Source organism: Microbacterium sp. F51-2R, assembly GCF_052180235.1.
In the GTDB taxonomy this organism is placed as follows: domain Bacteria; phylum Actinomycetota; class Actinomycetes; order Actinomycetales; family Microbacteriaceae; genus Microbacterium.
Window position 1 is genome coordinate 1,977,036 of record NZ_CP197470.1, and the last position, 21,223, is coordinate 1,998,258.

Consider the following 21,223-nt stretch of genomic DNA (forward strand, 5'->3'; position numbering starts at 1 on the left):
CCCGCGTCGCGGGGCTATCGCCCGCTCACCTTGCCGAACAGGCGCGCGATGGGCGCGAGCACGAGGGGCCGCGCGGCGACCCAGCCGACGGCGATCACGACGAGGCTCGCGACGAAGATCCAGAACCCGGCCCAGTTGACGGCGTCCTGTGATGCGTACATGTGGTTGAGGTTGCGCAGCGCCCCGGTCGCGAACACGAGCGTCACGTGCACGACGATGAACAGGACGAAGTAGAGCATGACGGGGAAGTGCACCGCCCGCGCCCACTCGACCGGATAGGCGGCGCTCAGTCGCTTGGCGTTCTTGGGCCAGATGCCGCTCATGCGGACGCCCGTGAGGATCGCGAGCGGCGCCGCGAGGAACACCGTCGCGAAGTACGCGAGCTGCTGCAGCGAGTTGTAGTTGACCCAGCCGTTCTCGGTCGGCCAATCGAGCGACACGTACTGCAGCGCCGCCGACACGGCGTTGGGGAACACCGCCCAGCTCGTGGGCACGATCTTCATCCACTGCCCCGTGACGAACAGCAGGACCACGAAGATCACGCCGTTGACGATCCAGAGGATGTCGAGCGACTGGTGGAACCACAGGTTGAGGCTGATCTTGCGGCGGTTGTTGTTGCGCGGCGACCAGAAGACGCTCGGCCGCTTCTCGGTGCGCACCTGCAGGCCCGACCGGATGATCAGGACGATCAGGAACGTGTTGAAGAAGTGCTGCCACCCGAGCCACGGCGGGATTCCGACGGGCGCCCCCTCGGGCAGGGGGTACTCCCCGGGGTAGGCGGCGAGGAAGTCCTGCATGAAGTCGAGGCTCAGGAACCACCGCGTCGCGAGCACGGCCATGGCCGCGGCGAAGAGCAGGCCTGCACCGGCGACGATGACGGAGCCGGCCCACTGCCCCCTCGTGAAGGGTCCGTACCGCTTCGGCTCGGGCCGCGGTGCGGGCTGCGAGCGAGCGGCGGTGCCCGGCCAGACCGTGCGGGTGAACGGCAGCGGCGGGCGCTCGGCGAGGGCGACGGCTGCTGCGGCGGGGGCTTGGGGGGCGGCGGGCGCGGGCTGTGCGGCTTGGGGTACGGCGGGTTGTGCGGCGGGAGCGGCGGGTTGCGCGGCGGGCGTTGCCGGGGTCGCGCGCGGCGCGGTGGGCGCGGCGGTCTGTGCAGCCTCGGCGGGCGACGAAGGCGCCGCGGGCGCTGCGGTCGCGGCGGTCGTGCGGGGAAGACCCGTGCGGATGGGTCGCCCGGCGGCTGCAGGCGGTGCCGCCTCTGCAGGCGCCGAGGGCGGAGCCGAAGAATCCGAGGCGGTCACGTCCGGTGCGGCGGTGGCCGCGCCGACAGCGGCCACCGACGGAGCGGCTGTGCTGCGCGACGAGCGGACGGCGGATGCCGGGGGCCAGGGCTCCCCGCCCGCAACACGCGGAAGGCCCCGGCGCAGCGCACCGCCTTCGGCGACAGCAGGCGTCTCGACCGACGTCGCGGACGGGCCGGCTGCCACGGCGACCTCCTCTGCGGCCTCGCGGGACGGCGACACCTCCGCCGAGCCGGCACCGGTCGAGCCGGCGCGGGTCGACCCGGCGGCCACGGTCTCGGCCGCCCCCGCCGCAGCCACGGCCGCGCCGGTCGCCGCCCCCACGGAGGCGCCCGCCGCCTGACTCCCCGCGGTCTCGGCCGCGGTCGTCTCTGCCGCTGCATCGGCGGGCGGCCAGGGCTCGCCGCCGGGCACGCGCGGCAGGCCGCGCCGCAGCATCCGCCCACCGGGGGTGGCGCTCACAGCCTCGCGATCGGCCGGCGCGGGATCCGTCGCCTCAGGCACGCTGGACTCGGGACCCGCGACCTCAGGCGGGCCCGCGGCATCCGGCGACGCACTCGTGTCGGTCCCGGCATCATGCCGCGGCGCAGCCTCGACGAGCGTCCCGACGAGAACCTCAGCTCCCGCGCCGTCGCCGTTCGTGCCCGGGGCCTCGCCGGAGGGCGGCCAGGACTCGCCGCCCGGCGTGCGGGGCAGGCCTCGGCGGATCGACCGCGCGTATGTCGCCACCGTCGCTCAGGCCTTCTTCGCCTCGAGCGCCGCGATGAGCTGCGGCACGACGGTGAAGAGGTCGCCGACGACGCCGAAGTCCGCGATCTCGAAGATCGGGGCATCCGCGTCCTTGTTGACCGCGACGATCGTCTTGGCCGTCTGCATGCCGGCCTTGTGCTGGATCGCGCCCGAGATCCCGAGGGCGACGTACAGCTGCGGCGACACCGACACCCCGGTCTGCCCGACCTGGTACGACTGCGGCACGTAGCCCGCGTCGACGGCCGCGCGCGATGCGCCGACGGCCGCGCCGAGGGCATCGGCGAGCTGGTCGACGAGCGCGAACTTCTCGCCCGATCCGAGCCCGCGGCCGCCCGAGACGACCTTGGCGGCTCCGCGCAGCTCGGGGCGCGTCGAGGCGACGACGACCTGCTCGACGGAGTCGACGGAGGCCGCGGCCTTCCCCGACGCCGTGACGCGGACGATCTCGACCTCGGGCGTGCGCGACTCGGCACGGGCGTCGACGGCGCCCTGGCGGATCGTGATGACGGGGGCGCCCCACGTCACGGCCGCGTCGACGTTGTACGCCCCGCCGTAGACGGAGTGGTGTGCGACGACGCCCTCCGCGTCGCGCGAGACGCCGACGGCATCGACGCAGAGCCCCGAACCCGTGCGCGCGGCGAAGCGTCCCGCGACGTCGCGGCCCTCGATCGAGTTGGAGATGAGCACGGCGTCGGGCCGGACGAGGTCGGCGGCCGCGGCGAGCGCGTCGACGCGCGGCACCGTGAGGAGTGACGAGTCGCCCTCGGCCGTCAGCACGACGGCGGCGCCGAGGTCTCCTGCCTGCGCGGCGAGGGACGAGGCATCCGTCGACACGATCAACGCGACCGGAGTGCCGACCGAAGCCGCTGCACCCAGCAGCCCCGCCGACGACTTGGCCAGGTCGCCCGAGGGCGTGACGTCCAGGAGGACGAGGATCGAATCCGCAGCGAACTCCGTCATGTCTGCCTCTCTCACGCCAGCCGGTTCTCGATGAGGAACGCGGCGAGCTTCTCGCCCGCGTCACCCTCGTCGACGATCTTGACCCCCGCTTCGCGCGGCGGCTTCTCGCTCAGCGCGATGACGATCGAATGCGCGCCGCTGTGGTCGTCGGGCTCGATCTGCAGGTCGGCGAGCGAGAGCGTCTCGAACGGCTTCTTCTTGGCCGCCATGATGCCCTTGAAGTTGGGGAACCGGGCATCGGGCAGCGCCTCGGTGATCGAGACGACGGCGGGCAGCGCCGCCGACACGCGCATGGTCGCGCCGTCCGAGGCGCGCTCCCCCGACACGGTGCCGTCGCCGATCTCGACCGAGTTGAGCGAGGTCAGGTTGGGTACGCCGAGGAGCTCGGCCACCATCGCGGGGATGACGCCGCCCGATCCGTCGGTCGACAGGTTGCCGCCGATCACGAGGTCGTAGCCGATGCGCTGCAGCGCCGCCGCGAGCACCTCCGCCGTGAGGGCGAGGTCGGCACCGAGGAGCCCGTCGTCGACGACCTGCACCGCCGAGGCGGCGCCCATCGCGAGCGCCTTGCGCACCGTCGTCGTCGCCGATTCGGGCGCCATCGACAGCACGACGACCTCGGTGCCGGGCGTCTTGTCGGCGTGGCTCAGCGCGACCTCGAGGGCGCGCTCCCCGATCTCGTCGATGACCGCCTCGCTCGCGGAGCGATCGGCCAGACCCGTCTCGAGGCTGAGCTTGCGATCCCCGTAGGTGTCCGGGACCTCCTTGACCAGGACAACGATCTTCATACGCGTGCGCTCCTTCGTCTCGACGAGTCTATGCGGCGGGTTCGGCCTGGACGCACCGGTCTGCGCGCCGGATGCGGGCGGCGCGGCGCGCTACCGTGGAGAGCGCGACGAGGGAGGTGACCGATGGCGAGGAACTCGCCCCTGCCCATCGATCCCATCGCCGAGGCGAAGCGGCAGTGGATCGCCCACGGCTGGACCGATGCCGCCGCCGGCATGTCGGCCGTGACGTCGATCATCCGCGCGCAGCAGCTCATGTTCGCCCGCATCGACGCGATCCTGCGGCCGTTCGGGCTGTCGTTCGCGCGCTTCGAGATGCTCCGCCTCCTCGCCTTCACACGGCAGGGGCGGATGCCGATGGCCAGCGCCATCGCGCGCCTGCAGGTGCATCCGACGAGCGTCACGAACACGGTCGACCGACTCGCGAAGGACGGCCTGCTCGTGCGCGAGCCGCACCCGGTCGACGGCCGCGCGGCCGTGCTCGTGCTGACCGACGAAGGACGCGATCTCGTCGAGCGCGCGACCGCCGTGCTCAACACCGAGGTCTTCGAGCAGCCGGGCCTCAGCGACGACGACACGGCCGAGCTCGTGCGGATCATCGCGCGCTTCCGCAAGGACGCCGGCGACTTCGCCGACCCCCGCCCGATGCCCGACCCCCTCTGACCCCCGCCCGCGCGCCCGGTCCCGCGCTCGCCGAGACATGGGATTCTCGTCGAAACAGGGGCGATAACCCCATGGTTCGACGAGAATCCCATGTTTCGCGGCCGGGGTCAGCGGTGGGTGAAGTCGGGCGACCGCTTCTCGCGGAACGCGGCCATGCCCTCCTTCTGGTCGTGCGTGTCGAAAAGCGCGGCGAAGACGTGGCGCTCGAAGCGCAGGCCTTCGGCCAGCGGCGTCTCCATCGCCGTGTCGAGCGCGGCCTTGGCGGCGTAGACCGACGGAAGCGACTTGGCGGCGATCGCCTCGGCGACGGCGGCGGCCTCGTCGAGGAGGCCGGAGGCGGGCACGACGCGGGAGACGAGTCCTGCGCGCTCGGCCTCCGCGGCATCCATCATGCGTCCCGTGAGGATGAGGTCGGCAGCCTTGTAGTACCCGACCGCGCGGATGAGGCGCTGTGAGCCGCCCATCCCCGGGATGACGCCGAGGTTTATCTCTGGCTGCCCGAACTTCGCCGTGTCGGCGGCGAGGATGAGGTCGCACATCATCGCCAGCTCGCAGCCGCCGCCGAGCGCGTAGCCCGACACTGCCGCGATGACGGGCGTGCGCACCGCCGCGAAGGTCGCCCAGCCGCCGAAGTGGTCGCCCATGACCATCTCGAGTCCGGTCTTGGACTCCATCTCCTTGATGTCGGCGCCCGCCGCGAACGCCCGCTCCGAGCCGGTCAGCACGATCGCGCCGATCCCCTCGTCGCGGTCGAACGCGGTCGCTGCATCGACGATGTCGAGCATCACCTGCGTGTTGAGGGCGTTGAGCGCCTCGGGGCGGTTGATCGTGATCCAGCCGACGCGTCCGCGCGTCTCGACGAGGATCGTCTCGTAGTCGGTCATGGTCCGAGGCTAGCCAAGGAGGTCGCGGCCGATGATGACGCGCATGATCTCGTTCGTGCCCTCGAGGATCTGGTGCACGCGCAGGTCGCGCACGACCTTCTCGATGCCGTAATCCGAGAGGTAACCGTAGCCGCCGTGCAGCTGCAGCGCCTCGTTCGCGACGCGGAAGCCCGCGTCGGTCGCGAACCGCTTCGCCATGGCGCACTGGATCGCGGCGTCGGGGGCCTTCTCGTCGACGGCGAGCGCGGCATCCCTCACCAGCGCCCGCGCGGCGCGCAGCTCGGTGGCCATATCGGCGAGGGCGAACACGACGGACTGCTTCTCGGCGAGCGGCTCGCCGAACGTGAACCGCTCGTGCACGTACTGCACGGCCCGGTCGAGGGCCCACTGCGCACCGCCCAGCGAGCAGGCCGCGACGTTGATGCGACCGCCGTTGAGCGCCGACATCGCGATCTTGAAGCCCATGCCCTCGCCACCGAGCACGTTCTCGGCGGGCACGCGCACCTCGTCGAGGATGACCTGCCGCGTGGGCTGCGCCTTCCAGCCCATCTTGTGCTCCTTGACGCCGAACGACAGCCCGGGTGTGCCGTCCGGCACGAGGAACGCCGTGATCCCGCGGGCCCCCGGTTCGCCCGTGCGAGCCATGACGACGTAGACGGATGCCTCGCCCGCCCCCGAGATGAACTGCTTGACGCCCGTCAGCACGTACTCGTCGCCCGACCGGATCGCCGAGGTCGTGATGGCCGCGGCATCCGATCCCGCCCCCGGCTCGGTGAGGCAGTAGGCGCCGAGATCGGCCATCGTGACCAGGCGCGGGAGCCACTCGTGGCGCTGCGCCTCGGTGCCGTAGGTGTCGATCATCCACGCCACCATGTTGTGGATCGTGATGTACGCGGCGATCGAGGGGTCGCCCTTGGCGAGCTCTTCGACGATCGCGACGGAGTCGGAGCGGGAGAGGCCCGTGCCGCCGACGTCCTCGCGGATGTAGAGACCGCCCAGGCCCAGCTCTCCCCCGCGCTCGAGCACGTCGCGCGGGAGGTTCTCGGCGGCATCCCATTCCACGGCGTGGGGCGCGAGCTCGTGCTCGGCGAACTCCCGCACGGCGTCGAGGATCGCCGAGCGCTCGTCAGCACTGAGGGTCGGGACGGATGTCGGGGCGAGAGCAGCCTCGAGGGTCATTGTGTGACTTCCTTGTCGTACGTCGTGGGCACTGTGGTGAGTTTACCTGGACTTCCTAATAACTGCGAGGACTTCCAGCCGATCCTCGGCGTCCTCCCCGCATCCCCGACTACGGATGCGCGAAGGGGCGCCGTCCGAGTCCGGACGACGCCCCTTCCGCGTGCTGTCAGCGCTTGCCGGGCTGCTTCTCCACGAGCACCGCGACCGAGCGGGCGGGAACGGTGACCGTGCCCGTCGAGGAGTTCCACGCCGTCGTCTTGACGACGGGGTCGGAGCCCTTCGCGAGCGCCGGCGTCAGCGCGAACCCGCGACCCTTCAGCGACGCGATGGTCTGCGTCGTGGCCTCCGGCGAGGCGTTGAACACGACGAGGGCTCCCTTGAGCGCCGGGTCGACGTCCTTGCCGACGAGGTCGTCGACGAGCATCGTGATGACCCCGGGCGTGGCACCCGGCCCGCTGTTCGGGAAGCTCACCTTCTGCTCGATGAGGTCCGCCGACCCGAGCCGCAGGAGCGGCACCTCGGTGCGCACGCGCAGCAGATCGAGAGCGGATGCCTCGGCCGACGCCATGTCGGAGGGCCCGGGCTTGAGAGCCGGGTCGGCCAGGAGCGGCTTCAGGATGTTCCACCGGTCGCCGTTGCCGGCGGCCCGCGGGAGCCCCGAGCCGAACGTCGACTCCTGACCCGTCCAGTCGATGCGGTTGAACCAGTCGCCCGAGTTGTAGCTGTTGTCATCGAGAGACTTCGAGCGCAGCAGCTCCGTTCCGGCGTGCCAGAACGACGGCGACTGCGAGAGGGTGACCGTCGCGAGCTCGAGCGTGTTCATGCGCACGCGGTCGGCCATCGTCGTGTCTTCGGGCAGCTTCAGCACCGAGAGGTCGTACAGCGTGTTGTTGTCGTGCGCGTCGACGTAGTTGATCGTCTCGTCGGGCTGGTCGGCATACCCGGCCGGGGCTCCGTTGTAGTCGAGCTCGTCGCCCGCCTTGACGGTTCCGTCGGCCGCCGTCATCTCGAAGTCGCGGAGGTTGCCCGTGAGTCCGATCTTGACGAGGTCGGTCAGCGTGCCGAGCCGTGCGAGCTGCTGCGCCGCGTCGCCGTCGGCGCCGTGCCCGTTGGGATCGGTCGCGAGGCCCGTTCCGAAGCCCTGCTCGTACGTCGAGTCGCGGACGGGGCTGCCGCCGTGCACGCCGTCGCGCAGCCGGTCGTTGAACGTGCCGATGCCGGTGCCGCCGAGCTGCCCCTGCGTCGCCTGCTCGAACAGCGCGTTGTTCGCGACCTCGCCGAAGTTCCAGCCTTCGCCGTAGAGGTAGATCGACTTCCCGTCGACGCCGTCCCTCTTGAGGGTCAGCTTGTCGAGGGCGTCGCGGATCGCGAGCATGTTCGCCTTCGAGTGGTGGCCCATGAGGTCGAAGCGGAAGCCGTCGACCTTGTACTCACGCGCCCACAGGACGAGGGAGTCGACCATGAGCTTCTGCGCCACCTCGTGCTCGGTCGCGACGTTCTGGCAGCAGGTCGAGGTCTCGACGTTGCCCGCCGCGTTGAGCCGCTGGTAGTAGCCCGGGACGACCTGGTCGAGCACCGAGCGCGCGCCCTGACCCGACTCGGCGGTGTGGTTGAACACCTCGTCGAGCACGACCTGGAGGCCCATGCCGTGGAGCGCTCCGACCATCGTGCGGAACTCGCTCACGCGGGCGCCGCCGTCGGGGTCGGTCGCGTACGAGCCCTCAGGCGTCGAGTAGTGGTACGGGTCGTAGCCCCAGTTGAAGGCGTCCGCGTCGGCCACGGCCTCGACGCACGCCTGCTGCTGGTCGGAGTCGGCGGGAAGCGAGGGGAGGTCGCACGCCGGCGTCGCCTGCTTCGTCTCGTCCTCCTCGATCGACGCGATGTCGAACGAGGGCAGGAGGTGCACCGTGTTGATGCCGGCGCCGGCGAGCTGCCGCAGCTGCGCCGTTCCCGCGCTCTTCTGCGCGAAGGCGAGGTACGAGCCGCGCAGGTCTTCCGGAACCGTCTCGTCGGTCGCCGAGAAGTCACGGATGTGGAGCTCGTAGATCGCACGATCCACGGGGCGCTCGATGATCGGCGACGCCGTCTTCTCCCACGCCTTGGGGCGCCACTGCTTGTCGTCGAGGTCGACGGCGACCGAGCGCACCGAGTTCTCGGTCAGGGCGACCGAGTACGGGTCGGTGACGTCGTTGGTCTCGATCGCGGTGGTCGTCGGCGCGTAGACGACGACCTCCCACAGGTACTCGTCGCCCTTGAGCGACGTCTTGCCCTTGACGGTCCAGGTTCCGGATGCCGCGTCCCACGTCGCCTCGTGACGCTGCGGATCGCCGGTCGCGCCGGCCTCCCACGTCAGGAGGGTCGCGGTCTGGGCCGTCGGGGCCCACAGGCGGAAGGTCGGCTTGTTGCCCTGGAACATCACGCCCAGGTCGAGCTTGCCGACCGCCGTGGCGTAGAGGTCGTCGAGGACGCCCGGGATCTGCACGCCGGTGAAGGCGGTCAGCGCTCCCGCGGCGCTGCGCTGCGCGACCATGAGCTGGCCCGTGAGGAGCGAGGCCACGGCATCCCGATCCTGTCCCTCGACGTGCAGCGCCGTGTAGCCGGCGAGCGCCGGGAAGCGTTCCTTCTGCTGGGCAGTGAGGCCGCCCGCGACGGGGGTCAGCGCGATCGGCTCGTCGCCGCCGGTCACCTCGCGCTCGGGCGAGACGGCCAGCGAGGCGTCGTGCGAGCCGTACAGCTGCCACGTCGTGCCGGCCGCCGACGACCCGAGGTCTGCCGGCCACGCGATCGTGGCGGCGTCGATCCAGTGCGCGCGGAGCTCGCCCGTGCCCGCGAGCGGCGGGTCGGCCGAGACCACGGTCAGGACGTGCGTCTGGATGTCGTAGCGGAAGCTCGTGACCATGCCCGCCGTCGCGCTGAAGGAGATGTTGGCGCCGCCGGGAGCGCCGCCCGCGCCGTAGTTCTCATCCCACGAGCGGTTGTGGGCGACCTTGACCTCGTACGAGCCCGTGGGCAGGTCGTCGGTCGTGAACTGGAAGACGCCGTCGCCGTTCTTGTCGAACATCATGGTCGCGAGGCAGTCGGGCTGCCAGTCGCCGGGGCAGCCGAGCTCGCTCTGGAGCGACCCGGGGAGCGTGATGACCGGGCCATCGTCGGTCGAGGTCACGTTCTTCGTGCGGGGATCGAAGAAGAACTCGACGGGTCCGCCCGGGTGCGTGAGCGAGATGTTCGGGCCGTTCAGCACTCCGCCGGCACCGTAGTTCTCGGTCCAGCTCTTCTCGGTCGCGATCTTGTACTCGTAGGTGCCCGCGGCGAGGTCGTCGAGCTTCAGGTGCCAGATGCCGTCCTTCTTGGCCATCTGCACGTTCGCGCAGTCGGGCTGCCAGTCGCCGGGGCATCCCGCCGCGCTGTTGAAGCTGCCGGGCACGCTCACGAACGTGTAGTTCGTCGCCTCCTGCGGCTCGGGCTCGACGTCGCCGGGGTCGCCCGGACCCTCGGGGGTCTGCAGGTTCACCCGGTTGCCGACCGATGCGTAGGTCGAGTCCGCGGAGCGGTGGCCCGCGGCATCCGTCGACACCGCGCGGTACTCGACCAGCGTGCCCTTCGCGAGGCCGTCGACGTCGTGGAAGACGCCGGGCTGCGTGTCTTCGGCCGTGCCGAGGGCGTGCCAGTCATCGGAGCCGACGACGCGCCACGCGAAGCTCGTTTCGCGCCACGAGTCGCCGGTCTTCGCCGACACCGCCGCCGAGCCCGTCACGGCGGCTCCGGCCGCGGGGACCTCGACCGAGATCGGGGCGGCTTCAGCGGGCGCCGTCACGGTGCGGTCGGCCTTGTACACGCGGGTCGAGAGCGCGGGGACGGTGACGGATGCCTCGGCCGAGGCATCCGTCGTCACTGCTGCGCCGCCGCCGTAGACGGAGGTGAGGGTCGCGCCCGCCGTGAGCGTCTTGATCTTCACGGTCTGGTCGGTCGTGGCGTTGTTGGTCGCGACGAGGTACTCGACCTTCTCGCCGCGGTCGACGCGGGAGAAGGCGTAGACGCCTGCGCCGTCGGCGACGTAGCGCTCGATCTGCGCGCCCTTGTCGAGCGCCGGGTTGTCGGCGCGCAGCTTCGAGAGCGCCGCGATGTGCTCGTAGACGGGGGCCGTCGTCGAGTAGCGGTCCTGCGATCCGAGCGTCTCGCCCGTGACGAGCGGCTGGTTCTGGTACTCGCCGACCTGTGAGGCGAAGAGCGTCTGGCGCGCGGCGCGGTCGCCGCCGTTGCCCGCGAAGCCCTGCTCGTCGCCGTAGTAGACGACCGGCTGGCCGCGGCTGAGGAACAGCAGGTCGTGCGCGAGCTCGTCACGCTGCAGCTGGCTGCTCTTGCCGCCCAGGAAGTATCCGATGCGGCCCATGTCGTGGTTGCCGAGGAAGGTCGGCAGCGCCGTGGCCGACGAGTCGGGGGTCGTGTAATGGTCGTCGCCCGCGAAGAGCGTGCTGAGGTTCTTCGCCGTGCCGCCGCCCACGAACGAGCTCGCGGCCGACTGGAAGGTGAAGTCGAGCACCGAGTTCATGTCGGTCTTGCGGACGTAGGGCGCGAGCTTGGTCGGGTCGGCGTCGTAGACCTCGCCGAACATGAAGAAGTCGGGCTTGCCGTGCGCGTGGGCGTAGCCGAGCACCTGCGTCGACCACTTCTGCCAGAACTCGAAGTTGACGTGCTTGGCGGTGTCGATGCGGAAGCCGTCGATGCCGAGGTCGATCCACGAGTCGTACACGTCGACGAAGCCGTCGACGACCTTCGGGTTCTCGGTCATGATGTCGTCGAGCCCCACGAAGTCGCCGTAGGTGACCGACTCGCCGGCCCACGTCGAGTCGCCGCGGTTGTGGTACAGGGTCGGGTCGTTGAGCCACGCGGGGACCTTGATGTCCTTCTCGGCGTCGGCGATGACCGGCGTGTAGGGGAAGGAGGTGGCGGGGTCCATCGTCGGGAACGAGTCGGTGCCTGCGTAGGTGGCCGGGTCGAAGGCCGTGCCGTTCGCGTCCTTGTAGGGCTTCGTCGCCTTGTCGACGTAGGCGGTCGTGCCCTGCGCGTAGGAGATGACGTCGGCGGTGTGGTTCGTGATGATGTCGAAGTAGACCTTGATGCCCTTGCCGTGGGCATCCGCGATGAAGTCCTGCAGCTCCTGGTTGGTGCCGAGGTGCGGGTCGATCTGGGTGAAGTCGGTGATCCAGTAGCCGTGGTAGCCCGCGCTCACGTCGGCGCCGGCGCCCTGGACGGGCTTGTTCTTGAAGCTCGGGGTGAGCCAGATGGCGCTCGTGCCGAGGCCCGCGATGTAGTCGAGCTTCGAGCGCAGGCCCGCGATGTCGCCGCCGTTGTAGAAGCCCGTGCTCGTCGGGTCGAAGCCCGTCGTGAGGCGGTCGCCGGTGAGTCCGCCCCGGTCGTTGGAGGTGTCGCCGTTGGCGAACCGGTCGGTCATGACGAAGTAGAACTGCTCGCCGCTGCCTGCCTGGCGGACGGGCGGCGCCACGAGGGCGTCGTCGTCGGCGCTGTACCCGCCGCGGAGCGAGGTCGCCGCGACGCCGACGCGCTTCTGGTTGTCGTCGAAGACGAAGCGGAGAGTCGAGGGGCCCGCGACGGTGAGCGGGATGTTGTCGCTGCCGCCGTCGGCGCCGTAGGCCTCGTCCCACGAGTCGTTGACGGCGACCTTGTACTCCCAGCTGCCGGCGGGCACCGAGAACTCGGCCGCGTACACGCCGGCATCGGCCGTCGGCTGCAGCTCGGTGGCCGAGCAGTCGGGCTGCCAGTCGCCGGGGCAGCCCAGCTCGCTCTGCAGGCTGCCGACGAGCGCGAAGGTGCGGTCGGCGGCCGCTGCGGGAGCGGCGAGGAAGGTGACGCTGCCGGCCAGCACGAGGGCGGCGGCAGCGAGTGAGGCGAGCACGCGGCGACTGCGTGCGAGGGTCGACTTCGACACTGAGGAGCTCCTGGGGGTGGAGAGGGCACACCGACGTGCCCGCCTGCGATCTAAGGACGCTATCGGCGTTCTCCCAGGAATGCAAGCGCTTACAGGATGAGAACTGGCTCATCTGTTCGGGGATGCCCGGGGCTTGGCAGATCTGCCGTCGATGGCCGGAAACGCTTGCAGAAATGCTCGGCAGCGCGGTGCCGCGGTGCCGTGTTGCGGCGGCCGCGGCTCAGCCCCCGGGGCTTCTCGCCCGCATGTCCTTGCTCAGCCGGGTGGGCGATTTCGTGACCGGGCGCCACTGCATCGAGGCATCCCACCAAGAGGGGCCGCGCACCTCGGGAATCCCCAACCGCATCCGCACCCTCCACCCGCTCGAGTCGATCGTGCGGTGGTGGTACCAGCAGAGCAGCACGCCGTTGTCGGTGTGGGTCGGACCGCCCTTGGCGTGCTCGATGACGTGATGGATCTCGCACCATGCGGCCGGGACGTGGCAACCGGGAATGATGCAGCCGCCGTCGCGCAGGACGATCGCCTTGCGCTGGTGAGCGGCGAAGACGCGGTCGTCGATGTGGATCGCAAGGATGCGTCCGGCGCCATCGGTCGTGACGCGCTGCACGGCGCCGGTGCACGCGACCTGACGCGCGACCGCGAGGGAGACGGGTTCGTCGCAGCCCTCGACATGCGCGTGCCCGCGCCCCGTGACGAGGTCGTCTGCCGTGACGGAGACGACGAGGGTCGGCGCGGAGCCACCGAGGGTCGGGAGTTCGCCCGACCTCGCGGCGGCCGAAAGGATCGTCGCGAACGCATCGTGCTGCCGCTGCGCGCGCGAGCGCGTGTCGGCGACAGCGTCGATCGGGCCGTCGTGGTCGGTCTCGACGAAGTGCGGGCCCTCGGGCGCGTCCGGACCGTCGCCCTTGGGGTTCAGGATGCTGTCGAACAGGCGACGGAGCTGCCCGGCGACCTCGGGGAGCGCATTGCCGCGGATCGGCACGAGGCCATCGCGGCACACTCCCACCGTGAGCCCGCGCCTGCGGAGGGCGCGCGCTTCGCGCGGTTCGGCGCCGTCCTGATCGAGGTACATCGCCCACACCTGCGCCTGCATCCGCAGCTCGTCGGCGCTCGGGCTCGGGCCGGCATCGACGCCGGCCCCGCGCGCGGACGCGGCGAGCTCCGCATCCGCCCCCATCCGCGCAGCCCGCTCGCACCGCGCCGATTCGAGCGTTGCGACGACGGCGGCGAGTGCATCGAGGCCGATGACCCCGTCGGCCGCGGCGTCTCGCAGGTCGGGGTACTCGGCGGAGAGCGCCTCGCCCGTCGACGGGGACACCGACTGACCAAGAGCGCGCGCAACCCGCACCACGTCGCCGACCGTGCGGCCTGAGGCGCGCGTCGTGCGCTGCACGAGCTCGTTCATCGAGCGGCAGCCATAGCGGGTCGTCGGTCGTTCGGCGTGCGGCGCGGCATACACCCGCTCCTGCACTTCGGCGACGGTCGCCACGAGCGCCGCCTCTGCCCGCCTCGCGATGCTCGCCGCCTGCGCCATGAGCGACAGCACCGCGGCGTCGTCGAGCCCGCGCAACTCGCCCGATCGGAAGGCCCGATCGACAGTCTCGCCGAGCGACTGCTCCACATCGCGGAGGGCGTCGGCGAGGCTTTCCGTGCCTCAATTCTGCCGAGGGCCACCGACATCCCGGCCTTGATCCTGACCTTCAAAGCCCCTGGTCATCAACGGTTTCGACGTCCGGATCCGATCGACTCCCACCACCGATCCGTCGCCCCCGCAAGAGCCCGAAGACCGCCTCGCGACAGCGCCGCAGACTCCCTCACGACGGCCGGGCGCCGGCCCCGAGAGCCCGGGGCCGGCCGCCTCGCCTCAGGCCCGCGCGTCCTTGCGCGGCTTGAGGAACGTCTCCGGCTCGCGCTTGGAGCGCTTGGCGGCGCGCTTCTCCTTGATGGTCAACTGAGGAGCCTTCTTGGCTCCGCGATCCTGCGGTGATTTTCGAGACATCGAAACTCGCTTCCCCTCTTCGGCTGGCGGGTGAACCCATGACCATACCCGGGTTCCACAGGAAGTCAATTCGCCACCTGCGGCGGATGCCGAAAACCCCACGGCTCCTTCGAGGGGTCGAAGGAAAATACCGCTGACTTGCCCTTTTTCTTTTCCCGGCTATGGTGAGAGGCATCTCCGCTCCCGCGACGTGAACCCGTCGCACGCGAGCCGGAGAGCCCGCCGCGCCGGGCGCCGAAGATCCGGCGCACGCGGCACCGACCACCGGCTGAAAGGACCATCCGGCTGACCCGCGCGTCGCATTCGCGGCGCTCTTTTCGTGCTTCGAGGAGGCCAGCATGCTCACCGTGAAACCGCGATCGCCCCGATCCGGGCGAGGCAGCCAGGACGTGACGGAGCTCATACCGCTCCAGCGCTGGCTCGACGACGGGGGTGCTGCGCGCGACGGAGGAGGCTCGCGCGCCAGAGCCGCTCGATGAGCCCGCGGCAGAGCGGCCCGCTGACCCGGGTCAGAGTCGCTCGATGATCGTCGCGTTCGCCATGCCGCCGCCCTCGCACATCGTCTGAAGCCCGTAGCGCCCGCCCGTCGCCTCGAGGTGCGCGAGCAGCGTGCCGAGGAGGCGAGTGCCCGATGCCCCGACGGCATGCCCGAGAGCTATGGCGCCGCCCCACGGGTTGAGCCTCGCGGGGTCGGCACCGGTCTCGCGCAGCCACGCGAGCGGGACGGAGGCGAACGCCTCGTTGACCTCGTAGGCGTCGATGTCATCGATCGACAGGCCGCTGCGCTCGAGGATGCGCTGAGTCGCAGGGATCGGCCCCGTGAGCATCATGAGCGGATCGTCGCCGACCACCGCGAACGAGTGGAAGCGCGCCCGGGGCCGCAGGCCCAGCTCGGCCGCCTTCTCCTCGCTCATGATGAGGACAGCGGATGCCGCGTCCGTCAGCGGCGACGAATTGCCGGCCGTGATCTTCCAGTCCAGGTCGGGGAATCGCGCCGCGAGCTCGTCGGTCCGGAAGGCCGGGGCCAGCGTCGACAGGCGCTCGGCCGTCGTGCCGGCGCGGACGGTCTCGTCTTCGCGGAGCGCCTCACCCGCCCCGGTCGGCGTCGGCAGCACCTGGCCGTCGAAGAAGCCGGCGGCCCAGGCATCCGTCGCCCGCTGGTGGCTCTCGGCCGAGAAGGCGTCGAGCTCTTCGCGGGTGAAGCCCCACTTCTGGGCGATGAGCTCGGCCGAGACGCCCTGATTGACCAGACCCTCGGGGTACCGCCGCCTGAGGCCGGGCGCCGTCGACCCGCCCTGGCGCGACGAGCCGAGCGGGACGCGGCTCATCGACTCGACCCCGCCGGCGATCACGATGTCGTAGGCGCCCGCCATGACTCCCTGTGCCGCGAAATGCGCGGCCTGCTGGCTCGAGCCGCACTGGCGGTCGATCGTCGTGGCGGGCACGCGCTCGTCGAAGCCGGCCGCGAGCACCGCCTGCCGCGCGATGTTCATGGCCTGGTCGCCGATCTGGCTGACGCAACCCAGGAGCACGTCGTCGACGCGGCTCGGGTCCAGGCCCGCGCGGCTCGCGAGGCTCGAGATGACGAAGGCGGCGAGGTCGACGGGATGCTGCGCCGAAAGGCCTCCCCCGGGCTTGCCCTTGCCGGAGGGAGTGCGGACGGCGTCGACGATGACGGCGGTGCGGGTCATGCTTCCATGATCACCCCGGCGAGGCCCGCCGGCCCCCGGCATCCGTCACCACATCGTCGGAGATCGCCACGATGTCGGATCCGAACCCGCCAACGGGTCCGACGAAGTGCGGATCTCCGACGCTGTGGCGGGCGATCCGGCGCCATCCCCGGCCTCGGCCCGCCGTCAGCCCCGCGTCTCGGCGGTCGCGTAGGTGCTGCGCTGCTCGATCACGGCGAGGGTGCAGCGCGAGATGCAGACGAGCCTGCCCTCCTCGTCGGTGATGCGGATCTCCCACACCTGGCTCCGCCGCCCGAGAGCCGCGGGCGTCGCGGTGCCGATGACCCACCCGGAGAAGACCGGCCGGATGTGGTTGGCGTTGATCTCCTGCCCGACGACGTGGAACTTCTCGCGGTCGACCGTGAGGAACCCCGCCCACGATGCGAGGGTCTCGGCGAGCGCGACCGATGCCCCGCCGTGGAGCGCGCCGGCCGGCTGCACCGTGCGGTGGTCGACGGGCATGCGCGCGACGAGGGCGTCGTCGCGCGCCTCGACGATCTCGATCCCGAGGGTCTCGATGAGCGTCCCGCCGGCCATCGCATCGAGCTCGGCCGCCGAGGGCGGCGTGTGCCAGATGCTCACATCGCGCCTTCTTCGGCGCGCTCCGCTGCCACGACCTGCGCGGCATCCGGAACATACCCCTCGACGTGGCGCTCGTCCGGGCCGTTGTACGCCGAGAGCGGGCGGATGAGGGCGTTCGAGGCGGCCTGCTCGATCGTGTGCGCCGTCCAGCCGATCACGCGTGCCGCGACGAACAGCGGGGTGAAGGTGAGGGTGTCGAAGCCCATGAGGTGATAGGCGGGGCCCGACGGGTAGTCGAGGTTCGGGTAGATGCCCTTGCGCCCCACGAACTCGCTCTCGAGCTCGGTGTAGAGCGCCCCGAGCTCGGTGGCGTCGTAGTGCTCGATGAGCGTGTCGAGCGCCGCCTTCATCGTCGGCACGCGCGAGTCGCCCCGCTTGTAGACGCGGTGGCCGAAGCCCATGATCTTGCGCTTCTCGGCCAGCGCCTCGTCGAGCCACGGGCCGACGTTCGAGGCGCTGCCGATCTCGTCGAAGACATGCATGACGGCCTCGTTCGCGCCGCCGTGGAGGGGTCCTTTGAGCGCGCCGATGGCTCCGACGACGGCGGAGTAGAGGTCGGCCATCGTGCTCGTGATGACGCGCGCCGTGAAGGTCGACGCGTTGAACGAGTGCTCGGCGTACAGGATCATCGACACGTTGAACGCGGCCGCGACGACGGGCTCGGGCTCTTCGCCGAACGTCATCCACAGGAAGTTGTGCGAGTAGTCGAGGTCGTCGCGCGGCTCGACGAGGGCCTGGCCCCGGCGGCGGCGCTGGTCGTACGCGACGATGGCGGGGAGCTTGGCGAACAGGCGCTCGGCCTTCTCGAGGTCCGACAGCTGCGAGTTGTCGAAGGCGGCGGGATCGGATGCCCCGTACACCGACACCGCGGTGCGCACGACATCCATCGGGTGGGCCTCCAGCGGCAGGAGGTCGATCGTCTGCTTGACGTTCTCGTCGAGGCCGCGGTTGGCGCGCTCGCGCGCGCGGAACGACTCGAGCTGCTCATCGGTGGGCAGCTCGCCGTACCAGAGGAGGTAGGCGACGGCCTCGACCGGCTGCGTCGCGGCGAGCTCCTGCACGGGGTACCCGCGGTACAGGAGCGAGTTCGTCTCGGGATTGACCTTCGAGACCGCCGTGTAGTCGACGGTGACCCCGGCGAGGCCCTTCTTGATGTCGATGTCGGTCATTTCTCTCCTTCGAGTGGTGTGCGTGTCCCGGTTCCGCCGAGGAGCCCCGCAGGCGGTGGGGCTCGGGACGGGAAGACCCGGAATCGGGACGTGGTGGTCAGCGGGTGATCTGGAAGGTGAAGACGTCCTGGTCGAAGTGGCTGTAGCCCTCGTAGTCCACGAGGTCGTAGAGATCGGCTCGGTGCTGCATCTCCCCGAGCCGCGAGGTCAGGTGCCCCTCATCCGTGAGCGTATCGAGAGCACGGGATGCCGCGCCCATCGCGATCCGCAGCAGCGAGACGGGCCAGATCACGATGTTCACGCCCACGTCGCGCAGCTGATCCACCGAGAACAGCTCGCTCTTCCCGAACTCGGTCATGTTCGCGAGGATCGGGACGTCGACGGCGCGCCGGATCGCCTCGAACTCCTCGAGCGAGCGCATCGCCTCGGGGAAGATCGCGTCGGCCCCGGCATCCGCCAGCGCCTTCGCGCGGTCGATCGCGGCATCCATCCCCTCGACGGCCCGGATGTCGGTGCGCGCCATGATGAGGAAGTCCGGGTCGCGACGCGCGTCGACGGCTGCACGGATGCGCTTGATCGCGGTGCCGGCGTCGACGACGGCCTTGCCGTCGAGATGGCCGCAGCGCTTGGGGTTGATCTGATCCTCGATGTGCATGCCGGCGACACCGGCGTCTTCGAGGGTCTGGATGGTCCGCGCGACGTTCATCGGCTCGCCGAAGCCCGTGTCGGCGTCGATGAGGGCCGGCAAGTCGGTCATCCGGGCGATCTGCTGGCCGCGGCCGGCGACCTCCGTGAGGGTCGTGAGGCCGATGTCGGGGAGCCCGAGATCGGCCGACAGCACGGCGCCCGAGATGTAGACGCCCTCGAACCCCTTCTGCTGGATGAGCCGCGCCGAGAGCGGATTGAAGGCGCCGGGGAAGCGCAGGAGCTCGCCCGAGGCCAGCCGCTCGCGCAGGAGCCGGCGCTTCTCGGCCGCGGGGACGGTCGAGTACAGCATCAGAAGAGACCCTTCGGGGCCGGGGCGCCCGCGAGCACACCCAGCTTCGCGACGATCGTGAGCTGCTGCACCTCGGCGGGCGTGAGGTCGGGAAGGCGCTGCGCGAGGTCGAGGAAGCGCTCGATCTCCTCCGGCGAGAGCACGGGCTCGGCGAGCAGCCGGAACTTGCGGATGTAGTCCTCGCGCACGAACGGCCGCGCGCCGAGCGGGTGGGCGTCGGCGACGGCGATCTCATCGACGATCTCGCCGCCGTCGGCGAACGTGATGACGACGCGGCCGCCGAACGCCTTCTCGTCCGGGTCTTCCGAGTGGTAGCGGCGCGTCCACTCCTCGTCTTCGGCCGTCGTGATCTTGTGCCACAGCGCGACCGTGTCGGGGCGGCCGGCGCGCTCGGGCGCGTACGAATCGACGTGGTGCCAGCCGCCGTCCTGCAGCGCGACGGCGAAGATGTACGGGATGGAGTGGTCGAGCGTCTCGCGCGAGGCGGTCGGGTCGTACTTCTGCGGGTCGTTCGCGCCCGAGCCGATGACGTAGTGCGTGTGGTGGCTCGTGTGCAGCACGATCGAGGCGACGTTGTCGGGCGAGAAGGCGTCGGGGTGCTCGTTGTGAAGCCTGCGGGCGAGGTCGATCCAGGCCTGCGCCTGGTACTCGGCCGAGTGCTCCTTCGTGTACGAGTCGAGGATGCCGCGCTTGGACTCGCCGGGTGCGGGCAGCGGCACGTCGTACGAGGCATCCGGCCCGTCGAGGAGCCAGGCGATGACACCGTCCTCGCCCTCGTAGATGGGCGAGGGAGAAGTCTCGCCGCGCATCGCGCGGTCGACGGCCTCGACGGCCATCTTCCCCGCGAAGGCCGGGGCGTGCGCCTTCCACGTCGAGATCTCGCCCTTGCGGGACTGACGGGTCGCGGTCGTCGTGTGGAGGGCCTGACCCACGGCCTGGTAGATCGTCTGCACCGGGAGGCCGAGGAGCGTGCCGATCCCCGCGGCCGCCGACGGGCCGAGGTGGGCGACGTGGTCGATCTTGTGCTTGTGCAGGCTGATCGCGCGCACGAGGTCGATCTGGATCTCGTAGCCGGTCGCGATCCCCCGCACGAGCGCCGCGCCGTCGGCACCGACGTGCTGCGCGACCGCGACGATCGGCGGGATGTTGTCGCCCGGGTGCGAGTACTCGGCCGCGAGGAACGTGTCGTGATAGTCGAGCTCGCGCACCGCGACGCCGTTCGCCCACGCGGCCCACTCGGGGGACGTCCGCCGCTCGAGCGCGCAGCCGAACACGGTCGCGCCGTCGCCGCCGATCGAGACGGCGTGGTCGAGGGCCTGCTGGCGGGCGGCGCTCACGGGCGCACGGGTGAGGGATGCCGCGGCGACGGCCGCGTTGTCGATGACGCGGTTGATGATCATGTCGACGACATCGGCGTCGACCTCGACGGGGTCGGCGGCGACTTCGGCGATCTTCCACGCGAGCTGCTCCTCGCGCGGCAGCGGCTCTTCGCTGCGGTAGACGCGGACGTGGTGCGTGACGGTCATGCTGCTCCCTGTTCGTGGTGGTCGTCGGCCCCGATCGAATCGAGGATGCTGCGGAGGGCGTTGTGCAGGTGCACGTGGGTCGCGTGCGCCGCGAGATCGGCGTCTCGGTGCGCGATCGCCGAGGCGATGAGCCGGTGTTCGGCGACGGATGCCGCGAGCCGGCCCGGATTGTCGCGCGCGAGCCGGCGCACCCGCACGAGGTGGGTGCGCACGGTGCGCAGCGCCGCGGTGAGGTAGTCGTTGCGCACGGCCTCGTCCAGCGCGGCGTCGAAGCGCTCGATGACGGCGTAGTAGTCGTCGGTTGCGGCGGCGCCGTCGACGGATGCCTCGCCGAACGCCTCGGCGAGCTCGGCGAAGGTCTTCACGTCGCCGCGCTCGGCGGCGAGCCGGGCGGCGGTCTCTTCGAGCGCGCGGCGAAGTTCGAACAGCTCGAGGATGTCGCCGGCGTCGAGGTCGCTGACGACGGTGACGCGCGCGGACTGCTGCACGACGAGGCCGTCGGCGGCGAGGCGGCCGAGAGCCTCTCGCAGCGGCGTGCGGCTGACCCCGAGGCGCGCGGCCTGCTCGACCTCGCCGAGGACGGAGCCCGGAGCGAGCCGGCCGGACTGGATCTCGTCGAGGAGCGTGCGGTAGGCACGATCGCTGGCGCGCATGGACGCCTCCTCTCGACGGTCGGATCGCCCTTATTGTATACACAGGCGTGTTGATGTGTCGCATCGGGCGCCGCGAGGACCTTTTGCGTATACAGAGC

At 70.8% G+C, this 21,223-nt stretch carries 15 protein-coding genes; 1 reads left to right on the forward strand and 14 read right to left on the reverse strand.

From position 1 onward, the window contains the following. Positions 1 to 14 precede the first annotated feature (14 nt). From ACSBPH_RS08820 to ACSBPH_RS08830, 3 genes are read right to left on the reverse strand one after another with little or no spacing between them, the layout of a single operon-like run. Positions 15 to 2,030 carry a cytochrome b/b6 domain-containing protein gene (locus tag ACSBPH_RS08820; protein WP_442577212.1) on the reverse strand — a complete coding sequence of 672 codons (2,016 nt, stop codon included), beginning with the start codon at positions 2,028 to 2,030 and terminating at the stop codon, positions 15 to 17. A 6-nt stretch (positions 2,031 to 2,036) separates the two neighbouring features. Then, positions 2,037 to 3,011, reverse strand: coding sequence for an electron transfer flavoprotein subunit alpha/FixB family protein (locus ACSBPH_RS08825; protein WP_442577213.1), 975 nt, complete (start codon positions 3,009 to 3,011; stop codon positions 2,037 to 2,039). Between the two features lie 11 nt (positions 3,012 to 3,022). After that, positions 3,023 to 3,799 carry an electron transfer flavoprotein subunit beta/FixA family protein gene (locus ACSBPH_RS08830; RefSeq protein WP_442577214.1) on the reverse strand — a complete coding sequence of 259 codons (777 nt, stop codon included), beginning with the start codon at positions 3,797 to 3,799 and terminating at the stop codon, positions 3,023 to 3,025. 123 nt (positions 3,800 to 3,922) lie between these two features. Here ACSBPH_RS08830 and ACSBPH_RS08835 point away from each other — a divergent pair, with 123 nt between their 5' ends. Further along, entirely contained in the window at positions 3,923 to 4,459 is a 537-nt protein-coding gene (locus ACSBPH_RS08835; RefSeq protein ID WP_442577215.1) for a MarR family winged helix-turn-helix transcriptional regulator, read from the forward strand. Between the two features lie 107 nt (positions 4,460 to 4,566). On the opposite strand, the gene ACSBPH_RS08840 is transcribed toward ACSBPH_RS08835, so the two are convergent. The 11 genes from ACSBPH_RS08840 to ACSBPH_RS08890 all read right to left on the reverse strand — a co-directional run bounded on the left by ACSBPH_RS08840 (position 4,567) and on the right by ACSBPH_RS08890 (position 21,125). Further along, positions 4,567 to 5,343 carry an enoyl-CoA hydratase gene (locus tag ACSBPH_RS08840; protein ID WP_442577216.1) on the reverse strand — a complete coding sequence of 259 codons (777 nt, stop codon included), beginning with the start codon at positions 5,341 to 5,343 and terminating at the stop codon, positions 4,567 to 4,569. Positions 5,344 to 5,352: 9 nt separating this feature from the next. Beyond that, positions 5,353 to 6,522: an acyl-CoA dehydrogenase family protein gene (locus ACSBPH_RS08845; RefSeq protein ID WP_442577217.1), complete on the reverse strand. Its 1,170-nt coding sequence runs from the start codon at positions 6,520 to 6,522 to the stop codon at positions 5,353 to 5,355. Between the two features lie 166 nt (positions 6,523 to 6,688). After that, positions 6,689 to 12,469, reverse strand: coding sequence for a pullulanase-type alpha-1,6-glucosidase (gene pulA, locus ACSBPH_RS08850; RefSeq protein WP_442577218.1), 5,781 nt, complete (start codon positions 12,467 to 12,469; stop codon positions 6,689 to 6,691). Positions 12,470 to 12,689: 220 nt separating this feature from the next. Beyond that, complete coding sequence (locus tag ACSBPH_RS08855; protein WP_442573983.1) at positions 12,690 to 14,090, reverse strand: DUF222 domain-containing protein; 1,401 nt, start codon at positions 14,088 to 14,090, stop codon at positions 12,690 to 12,692. A 243-nt stretch (positions 14,091 to 14,333) separates the two neighbouring features. Beyond that, positions 14,334 to 14,468 carry a hypothetical protein gene (locus ACSBPH_RS08860; RefSeq protein WP_442573984.1) on the reverse strand — a complete coding sequence of 45 codons (135 nt, stop codon included), beginning with the start codon at positions 14,466 to 14,468 and terminating at the stop codon, positions 14,334 to 14,336. Between the two features lie 509 nt (positions 14,469 to 14,977). Beyond that, positions 14,978 to 16,159, reverse strand: a complete 1,182-nt coding sequence (locus ACSBPH_RS08865) for a thiolase family protein (RefSeq protein WP_442573985.1) — start codon at positions 16,157 to 16,159, stop codon at positions 14,978 to 14,980. Between the two features lie 165 nt (positions 16,160 to 16,324). After that, positions 16,325 to 16,780, reverse strand: a complete 456-nt coding sequence (locus tag ACSBPH_RS08870; RefSeq protein WP_442573986.1) for a hotdog fold thioesterase — start codon at positions 16,778 to 16,780, stop codon at positions 16,325 to 16,327. Beyond that, positions 16,777 to 17,949 carry a bifunctional 2-methylcitrate synthase/citrate synthase gene (locus tag ACSBPH_RS08875; protein ID WP_442573987.1) on the reverse strand — a complete coding sequence of 391 codons (1,173 nt, stop codon included), beginning with the start codon at positions 17,947 to 17,949 and terminating at the stop codon, positions 16,777 to 16,779. Before ACSBPH_RS08875 ends, ACSBPH_RS08870 begins: the two co-directional genes overlap by 4 nt. A gap of 97 nt (positions 17,950 to 18,046) precedes the next feature. Beyond that, complete coding sequence (gene prpB / locus ACSBPH_RS08880; RefSeq protein ID WP_442573988.1) at positions 18,047 to 18,946, reverse strand: methylisocitrate lyase; 900 nt, start codon at positions 18,944 to 18,946, stop codon at positions 18,047 to 18,049. Continuing rightward, positions 18,946 to 20,472, reverse strand: a complete 1,527-nt coding sequence (locus ACSBPH_RS08885) for an MmgE/PrpD family protein (RefSeq protein WP_442573989.1) — start codon at positions 20,470 to 20,472, stop codon at positions 18,946 to 18,948. The genes prpB and ACSBPH_RS08885 overlap by 1 nt, the downstream gene beginning before the upstream one ends. Then, on the reverse strand, positions 20,469 to 21,125 hold the full coding sequence (locus ACSBPH_RS08890; protein WP_442573990.1) for a GntR family transcriptional regulator: 657 nt from the start codon (positions 21,123 to 21,125) through the stop codon (positions 20,469 to 20,471). The genes ACSBPH_RS08885 and ACSBPH_RS08890 overlap by 4 nt, the downstream gene beginning before the upstream one ends. Positions 21,126 to 21,223: the final 98 nt, after the last annotated feature.